The 13560-nt window shown below is 68.7% G+C and carries 8 protein-coding genes; 2 read left to right on the forward strand and 6 right to left on the reverse strand.

Going from position 1 to position 13560, the window contains the following annotated elements:
- Window positions 1-6 precede the first annotated feature (6 nt).
- Both FHW85_RS13995 and FHW85_RS14000 read left to right on the forward strand, forming a co-directional pair.
- The gene (locus FHW85_RS13995) at window positions 7-1797 is read left to right on the forward strand and encodes an alkaline phosphatase family protein (RefSeq protein WP_168648641.1); all 1791 of its coding nucleotides are present in this window, start codon (window positions 7-9) and stop codon (window positions 1795-1797) included.
- A gap of 413 nt (window positions 1798-2210) precedes the next feature.
- Window positions 2211-3068 (forward strand): DoxX family membrane protein, encoded by an 858-nt coding sequence (locus FHW85_RS14000; RefSeq protein ID WP_168648642.1) that lies wholly within the window; start codon window positions 2211-2213, stop codon window positions 3066-3068.
- Window positions 3069-3083: 15 nt separating this feature from the next.
- On the opposite strand, the gene FHW85_RS14005 is transcribed toward FHW85_RS14000, so the two are convergent.
- The 6 genes from FHW85_RS14005 to FHW85_RS14030 are packed head-to-tail and all read right to left on the reverse strand — an operon-like array spanning window position 3084 to window position 13555.
- The gene (locus FHW85_RS14005) at window positions 3084-4673 is read right to left on the reverse strand and encodes a DUF6519 domain-containing protein (protein WP_168648643.1); all 1590 of its coding nucleotides are present in this window, start codon (window positions 4671-4673) and stop codon (window positions 3084-3086) included.
- Between the two features lie 10 nt (window positions 4674-4683).
- On the reverse strand, window positions 4684-6921 hold the full coding sequence (locus FHW85_RS14010; protein WP_168648644.1) for a hypothetical protein: 2238 nt from the start codon (window positions 6919-6921) through the stop codon (window positions 4684-4686).
- Complete coding sequence (locus tag FHW85_RS14015) at window positions 6918-10073, reverse strand: putative baseplate assembly protein (protein WP_168648645.1); 3156 nt, start codon at window positions 10071-10073, stop codon at window positions 6918-6920. The genes FHW85_RS14010 and FHW85_RS14015 overlap by 4 nt, the downstream gene beginning before the upstream one ends.
- Window positions 10070-12856, reverse strand: coding sequence for a putative baseplate assembly protein (locus FHW85_RS14020; protein ID WP_168648646.1), 2787 nt, complete (start codon window positions 12854-12856; stop codon window positions 10070-10072). Before FHW85_RS14020 ends, FHW85_RS14015 begins: the two co-directional genes overlap by 4 nt.
- On the reverse strand, window positions 12853-13224 hold the full coding sequence (locus FHW85_RS14025) for a GPW/gp25 family protein (RefSeq protein WP_210427804.1): 372 nt from the start codon (window positions 13222-13224) through the stop codon (window positions 12853-12855). Before FHW85_RS14025 ends, FHW85_RS14020 begins: the two co-directional genes overlap by 4 nt.
- Window positions 13225-13231: 7 nt before the next feature.
- The gene (locus FHW85_RS14030; protein ID WP_167258215.1) at window positions 13232-13555 is read right to left on the reverse strand and encodes a hypothetical protein; all 324 of its coding nucleotides are present in this window, start codon (window positions 13553-13555) and stop codon (window positions 13232-13234) included.
- Window positions 13556-13560: the final 5 nt, after the last annotated feature.

Genomic DNA, 13560 nt, shown 5'->3' on the forward strand with positions numbered 1-13560 from the left:
AGATCCATGCGTGGACGACGTGTTCTGGCGAAATTACCTGCGGCGACGGCGCTATTCGCGCTGGCTGCCAACCCCGCCTTCGCCGCCACCAGCGGCAACCTGATCGTGGGCGGTGACGGCGAGGCGGGCACCTGCACCACCGATTGGTCGGCGGTCACCACGGTGCCGGGTTGGACGGTGACCCAGGGCAATCCGTCCGTGGCCTGCTACAGCATCGGCAGCTTCAGCACGCCGGCTGGCGCAACGCCGGGGCGTGCCTTTATCGCGGATGGCCCGTATGGCGACTCGGCGTTGCGCCAGGTGGTGGACGTGTCGTCGGCGGCTGCGGCGATCGATGGCGGCGGCGTGAGTTTCAATCTGTCGGGTTGGCTTGGCGGCTACGGCGCCTATAACGGCCAGGCCGTGCTGACGGCCAGCTTTCTCGATGCCGCGGGCAAGCCGCTGGGCAATCCGGCGCAGTTGTCCGGCGTGAACGCCTCGGCACGCGGCAGCCAGAGCGGATTTCTTGCGCGAGCCACCACCGGCGCCGTGCCGGCCGGCACGCGTTCGATCGCGGTGCTGCTGCAGTTCACCGACACCTCGGCCTCCTACAACATCGGCTATGCGGACAATCTCTCGCTGACCTTGTCCACACCGGTCAATGCACCTTCGCTGCGACCGCCTTCGTCCAACGTGCCGGCCTTCGACCATGTCTTCGTGATCATGATGGAGAACACCGACTACGCGCAGGTGATCGGCGACACCACGAACGCGCCCTACATCAACAGCCTCGCCAACCAGGGCGTACTGCTGGTCAACCACAGCGGCGTCTATCACCCCAGCGACGAGAACTACCTGGCCATCGCCGGCGGCGACACCTTCGTCAAGGGCGCCATCTACTACCCCAACATCCACGTGACGGCGTCCAGCATCGCCGACGAAATCGAGGCCAAGGGCAAGACCTGGAAAGCCTACGAGCAAGGCATGGGCACGCCCTGCAACACCAGCAACAACAACGACAGCTACTACGAGCCGGACGACGCGCCGTTCATCAACTTCAGCAATATCGCCTCCGATCCCACGCGCTGCGCCGCCCATCTGGTGGACACGAACCAGCTGAGCGCCGACCTGCAGTCCGCCGCCACCACGCCCAACTTTGCCTGGATCGCCGCGGACGATTACTACGACGGCGAAGCGTCGGGCAACGGTTCCGCCACCAGCCTGAAGACACAGGACGGCTGGTTGAAGCAGACCCTGCAGCCGATCTTCAACTCGCCGGCGTGGACGACGCAGCGTTCGCTGGTGGTGCTGACCTGGGATGAGTCGGCATCGAGCAGCGGCAACCATATCGCCACCGTGCTGCTCGGTTCGCAGGGTCTGGTGCGTGCGGGCAAGACCAGTAACGCCAGCTACAACCACTACAGCATCGGGCGCACGATCGAAGCGGCATTAGGCCTCGGTGCGCTGACGGCCAATGACCAGTATGGGCAGCCGATCAACGACGCCTTCGTCGCGACTTCCGGTACGGGCGCTGCGTCGTTGTCGACGACCATGCCGTCGATAAGCAAGGGCCAGTTCATCGCCTTCGCCTTCGACACGCCGTTCGCCCAGGTCAGCGCGAAGAACTGGATCGGCATCTATCCGCAGGGCGGCAGCCCGGGGCATGGCTCGTCCACCAGTTGGCAGTACACGCCGGCAGCGAGCGGCACGGCTACGTTCGATACCTCGGGACTGGCGCCGGGCAATTACACGGCGTGGTATTGCAATAACGATGGCTATACGGTGATCGCTGGGCCGGTGTCCTTCACCGTGCACTGAGCGAACGGAAAGCTTTTCCGTTTCACCCGTAGAAACCGGGAAGAACTTTGCGAAGTGGAAGCGCAACTTCGCAGGGTTCTTCCCGCTTGTTTTCGCCGCAGCTTTCTTTACCCCGAAGCGTATTGCATCGACCCCGCGAATCCGCCTATAACGCGCTTCGCGCAGTCTTTTGTGGGACAAGTGCTACAACATTCGCGACAACGTTGAGCCCCTCTCCCACTGGGAGAGGGGTTGGGGTGAGGGTACGGGCGGAGCGCTAGGGTGATGTGCACCGCTCCGGCCGAACCCTCATCCGGCTGCCGCCACCTTCTCCCGGTGGGAGAAGGGCTGAGCCTTGGATGTTGTCTGCATGCACGCACATTCGATAGCGATCCATCTTTCAACACTGCCGCGCGCCACCAGGGAGACAGGGTATGGAACGATCGATTCAAGCTGGCAGCGGCGCTTTTGCCTCCGACGTATCCAGCACAATGCCCATGCGTCCGGCACACATAGCGTTCGCCATCGTGATGGCGGCGCTCGGCATCCTCGGTCTGGTCTACGGCGACGTCGCCCTGGTATGGCAACGCATCCCCATCGAGAACATGCCCGGGCAGCATCTGCTTGCCTACGCGTTTGCGCTGATCGAACTACTCACCGGCATCGGTCTGCTGATCCGCTCTTTCGCCAAGCCCGCAGCCGCCGTGTTGTTCGTCTACATGGCGCTTTGGGCCGTACTGCTGAAACTGCCTGCCGTCATCGCGGTGCCGCAGATGGAGGCGACGTGGCTGGGCTTCGGCGAGATTGCCGTGATTCTTGCCGGGGCCTGGGTGATCTACGCCTGGCTGGCGAACAACAAGGCCTTCCTTGCCGGCCCCAAGGGCCTCCGCAACGCGCGCCTGCTGTTCGCCCTCTCGCTCCCGATGATCGGCCTCTCCCACTTCTTCTATAGCCAGCAGACCGTGGAATTCGTCCCCGCCTGGCTGCCTTCGCCGCTGAGCTGGGCATACATCACCGGCGCTGGAAGTATCGCGGCCTACCTCGGCGTCTTGTTCGGCATCTTTCCGCGGCTGGCGGCCACGCTCGAAGCGGCCATGCTTGCCGTGATCACGCTGCTGGTGTGGGGGCCGAAGCTGTTCGCGATGCCGCTTGATCGCACAGCGCTCACTGCCTTCGTGATTTCCGCAGCCATCGCCTGCGGCGCGTGGCTCATCGCCGAGTCGTACAAAGGCCAGCCATGGCTGGCCCTCGGCGCACCCGCATGGAAGACACCGTCCGCCGCATCGGCCTGACGGTGTCTCGATGGACTAAGTCCCTTTCTTCTTGGCCGTCGCCGCCTTCTTCGCCGCCGGCGCGGCCACCGCCATCGGCTTGAGATCGGCGGCCTTGGTGTCCCGCCGATCCGACTTGTCCATGATCAGCGAACACAGCGAATCGAAGCGGCAGCAGCATTCGTTGTAAGCGCCCTGCACGCCAAGGCAGCCCAGCACCGCCTGGTGATGCATGCCGCTGGAACGGACCAGCGCGGCCGTGCCATCCGGCGCCTGCGGCCAGTCCAAGGTGCCGTTGCCGGCGACGCGGGCGGGGATCACCCAGTAATCGCCGTTGGCATAGAGGCCGCCGGCCTGGAAGCTGATCTGCACGCCGTCTTCCAGCTCGATGGTCTGGCCTTCCAGCAGCGGCACGCAGCCTTGGCCGTCGAGGTCCCCGCTCTGGTCCCAACGTCGCAGCAAGGGATGCCTCGCCGGGTCGTTGCTGACGGCATACGGCGTGACGTTCTTGGGTACGGTCAGCGTCACGATGCCCTGGGCCACGTCGATCGCCATCACCTGCAGCAGCGGCGCGGCCAGCTGCGCCAGCGTGTACTCGTCGTCGACCAGTTCCACCCAGTCGTTCACCGCCAGTCCCAGCCGCTGATCGCGGCCCAGCGTGGCCAGCGATACGGCCAGCTGCGCGCTGCCATCGTTCTGCGGCGTGCTGATGGCGCCGATGATCGGGAAGATCACCGAACCGTTCTCGCGCGACCATTTGAAATTGGTGCCCGAAGGCGAACCCGCCGTACCCGCGGCGCCGCCCTGGTGGATCTCCACGCGGTACAGCTGGTTCTCGCAGCCGCGGTAGCGCGCGTCGGCGGCGATCACGCAGGGATCGCTGTCGGAAGGGATCGGGCCGAGCTGGGCGCGCAGCTGCGGCCACGCATAGGCGGCGCGCGCCCCGAGCAGCTGGCGCAGCGAGGGGCATGGGTCGCCGTTATTGGTGGCGCCGCCGCCGGCCGCGATGCTGTTGCGCAGCTGGGCGACGTCGTTGATCTGCTGCTTGATCGCCGCCTGGTCGCTGCTGCTGACCGCCGCTTCCAGGCGCACTTTCAATGCCGCCGTCACCGCATCCAGCCGGGCGGTAAGTGTCGTCGGGTCGAGGTTGAGCAGGCGCACCTGCCATACCGTCTGCGCACGCGAGGCGGTGTCCACGCCATCGAGCGCCAGGTCGGCGATTTCCGGCGCCTCGATCGCGCTCAGGTGCCGTTCCCACACGTCCAGCCACAGCGCGAAATTATTCGGCGGCTTGTTCCAGTCGTCGCCGGTATCGGCCGGCGCGGGCGCATAGGGCTGGCTGTCCAGCGTGCACATCGCCTCGTTCTGGCACAGGATGCCGTCCACGTAGAAGTGGCCGGGCGCCAGTTGCCAATCCGCCAGATGCTGCTGGGTGGTGATCGCAAAGCCGCTGCCCGGCGCCCAGCAGGGGCCGACCAGGTCCGCGATCATCGTGCGCAGCAGGAACAGCTGGATGCCGGCCTGCTCGTTCCAGTCCGCCTCCAGCGTCACCCGGCCCTGCTGCTGCATGACCTGGCTGTAGTGTCGTGCCGGGTCGAACGTGACCCGCGCAAAGTCGCCTTTCATGGTCGATCTCCTAACTTGCGAAAAGAATTCCGGCATCGGTATCGGCGGGTGTGTATTCCTGCAGCCGCCAGGCCAGGTTGGCCTCGCGCTGCGGCTCGTACAGGTCGTGGTACACGCCCATCGCCGACTGGTCGGATGCGCCCGCGCGGATTTCCCCGCAGGTGCCGTCGTCCAGCCGCGCGTAGTCGGGCGTGCCGTAGCGCAGGCTGCGGAACTGCGGCACCACGCGCAGCGTTTCCTGCGGCTGCTGCGCCTTCGGCACGGCGTCCAGCGCCAGGTCCGGCTGGCAATGGAAGCGCTGCGGCGTGCGCGAACCCGGCGGCACGTAGCAGAAGCGCACGCAGCCGGACTGGCGGCGCAGCACGCGCACGTTGCTGGCGAAGATGCAGTCCTCGGCCAGCGGCATGGTGTGCGCCTGCACCTCGCCGATCACCGTGCAGCGCTGGAAGCTCGCCTGCACGTAGGCCACCGCCTCGTCCGGCGCGCCCAGCGCAACGCGCTCGATGCCGGTGGCATCCACCACGCTGTCGCAGATCTGCAGCGCCGGCGGCTCGCCACGGCGCACCGGGCTGACCACCGAGATCGCACCGACGATGCTCTGCTCGATGCGCAGCGAGGCACGCGTACCGTCCAGGGTGACGCTGGGCTCGCCCGGGCGCTTCGGATCGCAATCGCATTGCAGCGCCCAGCCGGGCACCAGGGTGCAATGGCGGATCACCAGCTCGCACAGGTCCGGCTGCGGCTCGCTGCTTTCGCTGTCCTCCGGCCCGTGCACTTCCACGCCGCGGCCGACGATCAGCAAGCCATCCAGCAGCACGCGGCTGCCGTTGGCGCCGCCGATATTCAGCGCATCCGGCTGGCTGGCCCGCACGTCGAGCAGGCGCAGGATCGGCCGCGTGCGTTCCGCCGCACGCAGCTGGATCGCCTCGCCGGCTTCGAGCTGCAGATCGATCGCGCCTTCGTAGATGCCGCTTTCGGCCAGCTCGATGATCAAGGCGCGCAGCGACGGGTCCGCCGCCTTGGCCTGCGTCCATGCGTCCAGCGCATCGGCAATGCTGTTGAAATGCCCAGGCGGCAGCGGCGCCGGGCCGGCCACCGGCAGCACGGCGTGCACGATGTAGCGCGTGGCGTTCTCCAGCTCCGGCACCGGCCGCGCATACTCGCCGCCGCCAAGATCCGCGGCGAAGCCGTAGCTGTAGGAAACCCACACGCCACGCTTCGGCCGCTGGTTCGCCGGGAACAGCAGGCGCCCGGTTTCCGGATCGACCGCCACGCGTCCGCGCGGCACCTGGTAGCGCCAGGCGGAGAGGTCGGCCGGGATCAGCGCCTCGATCGGCACCGGCATGCCCTGCCCCTTCGCCGGCCAGTCGGGCGCGTAGACCAGCACGCTCTTGCCGGGGCCGTACAAGGCCGGCGACACATTGGCGTAATCCGCCAGCGGGCCGCGCTGCGCAAAACGGTAGCGGCGCAAAGGCACCGGCAGGTTGTGCTCGCGGGCGATATGCGTGGCTTGCGTTTCGGCCTCTGGCCGCTGGAACAGCGGCGTGTCGTTGCCGAGCACGCTGAAGCTGAAGCACTGCGGCCCGCGCTCTTCCAGGCAATACGCCGGCGTGGTGGTGACCGCATAGCTGCGCAGGCGGAACACGAACAGGCCGACGTCGGGAATGGCGTAGCGGCCGCGCTGGTGGGCGCTGCCGAAGCGGCGCACGTCCACGCTGTGCGCGAGCGGATCGAAAGCGCCGCCCGCCCAGCCGATGCGCTGCATCACGCCAGGGTCGCGCAGATCGGCCGTGCCGCCGCGGTGCGGATGCTGGTGATCCAGATGCTGCGTCCAGCCCAGCAGGCGGTAGAACTCCACCGCGCGCGCCGGCCAGCCGGCGGCGTCGCGCGCCAGGTCTTCCAGCAGCGACAGCGTGCCCTTGCGGCGGCGCGCATCGATGGTGTTGGCCACGTCGGCGCGCGGCGCGAGCACGCGTCCCAGCCGGGCGCCGTGCACGCTGCCGTCGGCCAGCGTCGCCGCTTCCGGCAGCAGCGAGTAGCCCAGCAGATCGCCGATATACGGCACCACCCAGTCGTCGCAGGTCTCGATAAACCAGTTGTCGTACAGCCGCGCGATGTCCCGCTCCAGCACATTGGCCTGGGTCGACAGCACGCGCAGCAGGTCGCGCAGCGGATAGCCCTGGTCCGCATCGCGCATGCGGTACACCACCGGCATCAGTTCGTACAGGCGGTCGGGATTGGCGCTCATGGCGTGGCCTCCTGCAGCAGCAGCGTGTCGGGCACGGTGGGCAGGAAACAGGCGATCTGCGCCGGCAGCGGCAGCCCGTCATCGTCGTAGCGCGCCGGCAGCGCCTGCACGCGCTGGTTGACCAGGGACTGGCCGCAGGAGCCATGGGCCGAACCGCTGGTATGGAGGAACGACAGCTTGCCGACGCCTTCGCCCTTGTCGCCGTTCTTGTCGCCGCCGACGCCGAAGCCGGCCAGCACCGCCGCCTCGTCCAGATACCCGAAGGCATCCGCATCCACCCAGGCCACTCCGCGTACCGCCTGGATGCAGGCGACGATCTCGCTGAGATAAACGTTCTGCGCCAGGCCGCGCCGCTCGAAGCCGAAGCGCTCCAGCAAGGCCGCGCGCACCTGCGGCTCCACCGCTTCCCAGTGGTAGTCGGGCGCCAGGCCGATCTTCGCGCTCAGCGTCAGCGCCAGCAGCTCGCGCACGTCCAGGCTCACCGGCAAGGACGGATCGCCGTACTGCCGCAGCGCCTGCAGCAGGTTGCGGTACAGGTCGGAGGTGACATCCACCGCCACGTCCGCCGCGCCGGCAATGGTCACCCGCACCTGGGTGCCCAGCTTCGCCGCCGCGGCCTTGCCGACGCCGCCGAAGGTGCGGGCGAAGTCGGCGTAGTCGGTGACCGACACCAGCCGGTCCAGCGCAAGCACCGCCAGCGGCACGTTGGCGCGGGCCTGGTCGCGCGTTTCCGGATCGGCGCCGCCGGACGCGCGCAGCGGGTTGATCACGTTCTTCACGCCCAGCGGCTTGGTGGTGAGCAGGCTGATCTGCCCGGCCTGCACATTGCCGGCGGCGCCGATGCCGTTGCGGTACACCGCGGCGATGTTCTCCACCCCGGTGGGCAGGCGCGCGCCATGCGCACCGTCGCCGAAGCTCACGCTGGTCTTGCCGCTGTCGTCGGTGGCGGTGACGAAACGGCGCGCATTGCCGTCGACAAAGGCCAGGTTGCGCACCTCGTGCCATTCCACCTGGTTGACCCGCACGGAGAGCGTGCTCAGCACGCCGTCCACCGTCGCGGCCGACACATACGTGAGCGGCGGCTGCTTGAGCGCGAACGCCTGCATCGGCACGCTGCCGTCGCCGCTGCCCAGCACCTCGTTGCGCGTCTCGCCGTTGGTGGCGCGCACCACGTTGGCGAAGATCGACACGGTGCCGCGCTTGTAGGTATAGGCCAGGCCCTGGTTGGCGAACACCAGGGTGCTGTGCACGGTGTCGCCCGGCAGGTCCGGCGGCACGTCCTGCTCCACCGCCAGCAACATCACCAGTTCGGAGGCGATGACCGCATCGGTGCCAGGCACGTCGGTGCGCTGGCCCTGCACGATCACCCAGCGCCCGGGCTTCAGCCCATCCACCGGCGCTTCCAGCGTGACCCGCGTGGGGCCGTCGTTCGGAATGCCGGCGCTGGTGGCGGCGACGTTGCCCATGTCGTCGGCAATCGACAGCACGGCCAGCGGCAGCAGCTCGCTCTGCGCATGTACCAGGCTGCCGCGCAGCGTCGCTTCATTGGGTGCCGGCCAGGTCGCGCCGGTGGCGTTGGAGGAGCCGGCCAGCACGATCTGCGTGCTCTTGCCGCTCATGCCGTAGTCGCTGTGCGGCAGCGTGTGCGCCGCCTGGACCCGGCCGATCACGGGCAGATCCTTGCCCATGGTGTGGATCATCACGTAGCCGCCGGCGCTGACGCCGTCGTAGGCATTGTCCAGCCACAGCACGTTGTCCTTCTCGTCCATGGTCAGCGCGCCGGGCTGCGGTGTGGAAGTCCATTGGGTGTGGGCGCTGTCGTAGGTCTGCACGATGCTCACCGGCGCCGGCGCGTTGTAGCCGAACAGCGGCGCCGCCACCCGCATGGCGTACACGCCCTTGAGCGCGGGCGAAGGCTCGCCGTGCTGCACCTGGGTCCAGGCGTTGTAGAAGCTGTCCATCAGCGGCCTGGCGAAGTTCAGCAGCAGCTGCGGCCGCGCATCGCTGGCCAGGCCCAGCGCGGTGGCCAGGTTGCGCTGCAGGCGCAGGCTGTTGGCCGGCTGCACGGTCACCGGCTGGATCAGCGCCTCGAACAGCGCACCGAAATCCGCATAGTCCGAACCGCCGTTGCCGCTGTTGCCGAAGGCCTGCTGCACGGTCTGCATGAAATCGATCACCGGCTGCGGCGCGGTCTGGTAGCCCTCCAGTTCGCTGAAATCGTGCGCGAAACTGGTGAAGCTTCCGGTGTTGCCCACTTCGAGCAGCAGCTTCTGGCGCACCGATTCGATGCTGTCCAGCCAGCCGGTGTTGGTATAGGCCAGCAGGCCGATCGCCTTGTTCGCCGCCGTCAGTATCTGCACGGTCACCGCATCCACCGGCTGCAGCACCACGCGGCTGCGCTGCTGCTCCGGCGGCAGCACGGCGCCGGTGGCCGGGTCGCGCTGCTGCACCTCCACCGACTGCACCCGCCGTATGGCGCTGACGCCGGTGCCCAGCTCGCCGAACAGGAACAGCAGCGGGTCGTTCAATTTCAGCTGCGTGTTGGCGCTGGCCACCCACAGCTCGCCGAGACCGCCGATGGTGGCCAGCGAGATGTTCTGCGGCTGGGTCAGGCGCGGCCGCAAGGTGTTCCACTCGCGGCGCGCATCCAGCGCCTCGGCCGTCTCGAAGGTCTGCATCTGCTCGCCCGGCGCCGGCACCGACTGCGCCTTGGCGCCCGGCGGGATGGTCACCGCGGTCGAGTTGTCGTCGATGGTGTAGGCCAGGTAGACGCTGGCCGCCACGCCGGGACGCAGGCGGTAATCCACCAGCCGGCCCAGCTGCAGCACGGAGCAGCGCTCCGTGGCGGTGCGCAGATAGCCTTCGTTGGCGATGCGCTCCTGGTAGAAGCTCAGCACGTCGGCGCCGATCGCCCAGGCATCGAGCAGGGCCATCGAGGGATCGTCCAGCTCGCGCGTGCGCAGGCCCTGCAAGGCAGGCAGCGCCGCATCGCTGAGATCCAGCTGCATGGTGGCGCGGAAGTCCGCATAGGTGCCGACGCGGTAGACCAGGCTGTCCAGCCCGGGCCGGTTGTAGAGGGATCGCGGCGTGCGCGCGCCGGCGCCGCATCCGCAGGCGCAGGCGTGCTGGCCGCAGGCGCTGCAGCAACTCATCGGCCACCTCCCATGATGAACGCGATGCTGCCGTGGTCGGGATGGTCCGGATCGTTGTCGACCTGGGCCAGTTCGGTGCCTGCCAGATGCAGCAGGCCGTCGTCCGGCGCGCCGCTGGCGGCGTCATCGTCCATGCGCAGCAAGGTGCGCACTTCGACGTGCGCCACGCCGACCACCGCCTGTGCCTCGGCCATCAGCGCGCTGACGCTGACGGCGGCGCCCAGGCGCAGCCGGTCCGGATGGAAAAAGCCCGGCGTGCCGTCGCTGCGCAGGCCGGCGCTGAAGCGCTCGATCAGCGCCGCCTCCACATGCGCCGTGAGGAAATCCGGCAGCACGCAGACGAACAGTTCGATACGCAGCGGCACGTAGCGCGCGGGCAGCACCGCCACGTCGTGGCCGATGCGGCGGTACGGCTGCAGGTCGGCCAGTACGCGCGCGGCGAGGCTGGGCGGCAGCGTGTCGCGGCCCAGCGGATCGATCACCACGTCGGCCTCGTACCAGCTGCCGTTCCACGCCATGGCGCAGGCGGCGCCCTGCACGGCCGGCTCGCGCGCCGCGAACTGCGCGTAGTCGTCGGCGACGATCGCGCGCAAGGGGCGGGCGCGAAACGCGCCCGGCGCATACAGCTTCACCTCGGCCAGCGTTTCCGCCGCCTGCCCGCCGCCGGCCGCCAGCGGATTGCGCGGCACCAGCCCGTCCGGCACCACGCCGTTGCGCAGCGCTATCCACACGATGCTTTCGCGGCCGACATTGCCGGCGGTGCCGTTGCCGATGCGCGTGCGCGCGCGGAAGAAATCGCCGGCCTGCGGCTGGCGGCCGAGCACGCCGTCGCCGAAGCGCAGATGCGCCGCGCCGTCGTCGTCCATTTCGACCACGAAGTGGCGGTCGTCCGCGCCGCTTTCCAGCAGGTCCTGGCGCGAATCCCAGCGCCACTGCGCATCCGGCGTGCCGGCCACCAGAATGTCGCCGAGCGCACCGCCGTAGACGTCGAGCTGCGGCAGCGCCGCGCGCGGATCGCGCGCCAGCAGCTGGCAGACCGGCGCATTCGGCGTGGCCGGCAAAGGCTCGGCCCAGGTCAGCGGCGTACCCGGCACGACATGGCCGGTCTCCGCAGGCGGGCGCCGCACGTCCAGCACCGCGCCATCGCAGCGGCAGCAGCCGTACCCGGTGCTGCCGGGCACCAGCCAGCAATCCTCGGCCAAGGCATCGCAGCGCTGGCAGGCATCGGGCATGGCGGCGCGCGCGGTGGCCAGCCCCGGATAGTCGTCGTCGCCCTGCCCGGGCGGCGCGCACAGCGCCGAGCAATCGCACTTGCCGGGCACGTGGTCGCCATGATCGACCAGCAGCACATTGCCGCGCGCCAGGCTGACATCGTGCAGCCACGCGCAATCGGGCGATGGCTTGCGCACCGACAGGCACAGGTCGAACGGCAGCGCATCGCAGGGATCCCAACTCACCTGCAGCAGCAAGGTGCCGTCGAGCGGATCGGCGATGGGCTGCACGGAGGTGAGCCGCACGGCGTGGCGATGCTCCGGGTTGGCATCCGCCGGATTGCCGGTGACCGGGCCGAGCACTTCCTCGAAGATCAGCAGATCGCCGACCTGCAGCGTCAAGGCGCGCTGAGGCGCGGCCACCGCCATGCGCGCCACCTCGACCGTCGGCGTATTGCCGCCATCGCCGGTCCCGGTTCCGGGCGTGGTCGCGGGACCCGACGGCACCGCCGGCGGATCCACCAGCACCGCCTGCGTGCTTCCGCGCGGCAGGCAGCACAGCTCGTCGCCCCAGGTGTAGAAGCGGATCGCGCAATGGGCAGCGCTCACCGTGATCGTGGTGGCGCCATCCAGCGCCATCGGCTCGAACACCAGCGCCCCTTGCGCCCGCGCCTTCTCCAGCTGGCCGGCATTCAAGCCGCCCGGGGTGGCATCGGCTTGCGCCGGCGGCGGCACCAGCAGCAGCAGATTGTCCAGCTCGAGCGTCGCCTCGCCCGCCGGCAGCTGCAAGGCCACCAGCGCGCGCGCATTGCAGCCTTCGTGCATGCGGTAGTCGACCAGCCGCGCATGCCGCCGCACCGAAATGCGCCGGCGCGCGGTGGCCAGATACGCCTCGGTCGCGACGGCGTCCTGGTAATAGCTCAGGTAATCGGCGGTATAGGCCAGCGTCTCGACCAGGGCGATGCCGATATCCGGCACGTGGCGTTCCTGCCACACCGGCGCATCCAGCGCCATGCGGTCGAGGAACAGCTGGCGGAAGCTCGCATAGTCCTTCGCCAGATAGTTGATCTCCGGCGGCGGCTCGGGCGTTTCCACGCAAGGCGCGACGGCGGCGCAGTCCAGCTCCTTCGCGCAGCCCAGGCGGAAGCGCAGGCCCACGCAGGCGTAGCGCGGATCGAAACCGGGATAGGCCATCCACCCGGCAGGATCGTTGCCGGACGCGGCATCGACCAGGCACAGGCAATACGGCGAGTGGTCGCCTTCGCGGTCCAGCACCACGCGCAGGCAGGCGTCGTCGTGCATCTCCGGCTCGTTCTCCTCGCTGACCGCGAGCACGCGCAGGCCGGTGATGCGGTCGCCACCGCTGATCCGCACGTTGGCTACGCCAATGCCTTCCGGTATCGGCCCGAACAGATGCACGCACAGCGTGACGCCGTCATCGCCGACTTCCACGAAGTCGATGCCATTGAGCTGCCCGCCCAGGCGCAGGCGCTCGCGCCGCGCCTCCAGCGAACAGGACGGCGGCAGGCCGCAGCCGATGGGAACGGGAAGCAGCGTCGCGTCGGTGCTCATGTCGCGCTCCCGCGGATGCTGGCGGTGCGCACGTCGCCGGTGGCCAGCACGGTGTAGCTCAGATCCACCTGCAAGGTGGCGTCGTCGCTGGTCACCTCCAGCGAGCCCACATTGATCACGTCGCCCAGATAGCGCTGCAGCGCCGCCTGCAAGGTGAACTGCAGGGCCGCGGCGATCTCCGGGCTGTTCGGCGCGAACACCATCTGCAGCAGGCCGCTGCCGAAGTCCGGCCGGTTCACCCGTTCGCCCGGACGGGTGAACAGCAGCTGCTCGATCATGTCGCGCACGTGGTCGTCGTCATCGGTGAGCGCGGTGCGGCCGCGGCGGTCGAAGGCGAATGGAAAGTCGATGTTGATGGCGGAATCCATGACGTCCTCACATGGCGGTGACGCGCATCTGGCTGGCGACGATCAGCAGCGGCGTCGCCGTCGGCGCGCACAGCGCCTGGCTGTCGAAGCACAGCAGCGGCTGTCCGTTGGAAGTGACCCGGGTCGCGCTGGTCATGAACTGCGCGCTGACGCAGGGGCCGTTGGCCGCGGGCGGCGGCGGAAAAGTGCAACCGGCTACCACCCACGGCCCGGGCATGGCGACCGTGGGCTGGCCGCTCACCGTCACGCGCGGATTCGGCACCGTGGCCTGCGCCTGTCCGCCGTGCGAACAGAGCACGCTGGCGCCGACATGGATAAGGAAGCCCGGCATCGTCA

Source organism: Dyella sp. SG609, from assembly GCF_012275375.1.
GTDB classification, from domain to species: Bacteria; Pseudomonadota; Gammaproteobacteria; order Xanthomonadales; family Rhodanobacteraceae; genus Dyella_D; species Dyella_D marensis.

Excerpts from the sequence above, each read along its gene's own strand:
- FHW85_RS13995 (WP_168648641.1), top strand. The coding sequence starts at position 7 with ATGCGTGGACGACGTGTTCTGGCGAAATTACCTGCGGCGACGGCGCTA.
- FHW85_RS14000 (WP_168648642.1), top strand. The coding sequence starts at position 2,211 with ATGGAACGATCGATTCAAGCTGGCAGCGGCGCTTTTGCCTCCGACGTA.
- FHW85_RS14005 (WP_168648643.1), bottom strand. The coding sequence starts at position 4,673 with ATGAAAGGCGACTTTGCGCGGGTCACGTTCGACCCGGCACGACACTAC.
- FHW85_RS14010 (WP_168648644.1), bottom strand. The coding sequence starts at position 6,921 with ATGAGCGCCAATCCCGACCGCCTGTACGAACTGATGCCGGTGGTGTAC.
- FHW85_RS14015 (WP_168648645.1), bottom strand. The coding sequence starts at position 10,073 with ATGAGTTGCTGCAGCGCCTGCGGCCAGCACGCCTGCGCCTGCGGATGC.
- FHW85_RS14020 (WP_168648646.1), bottom strand. The coding sequence starts at position 12,856 with ATGAGCACCGACGCGACGCTGCTTCCCGTTCCCATCGGCTGCGGCCTG.
- FHW85_RS14025 (WP_210427804.1), bottom strand. The coding sequence starts at position 13,224 with ATGGATTCCGCCATCAACATCGACTTTCCATTCGCCTTCGACCGCCGC.
- FHW85_RS14030 (WP_167258215.1), bottom strand. The coding sequence starts at position 13,555 with ATGCCGGGCTTCCTTATCCATGTCGGCGCCAGCGTGCTCTGTTCGCAC.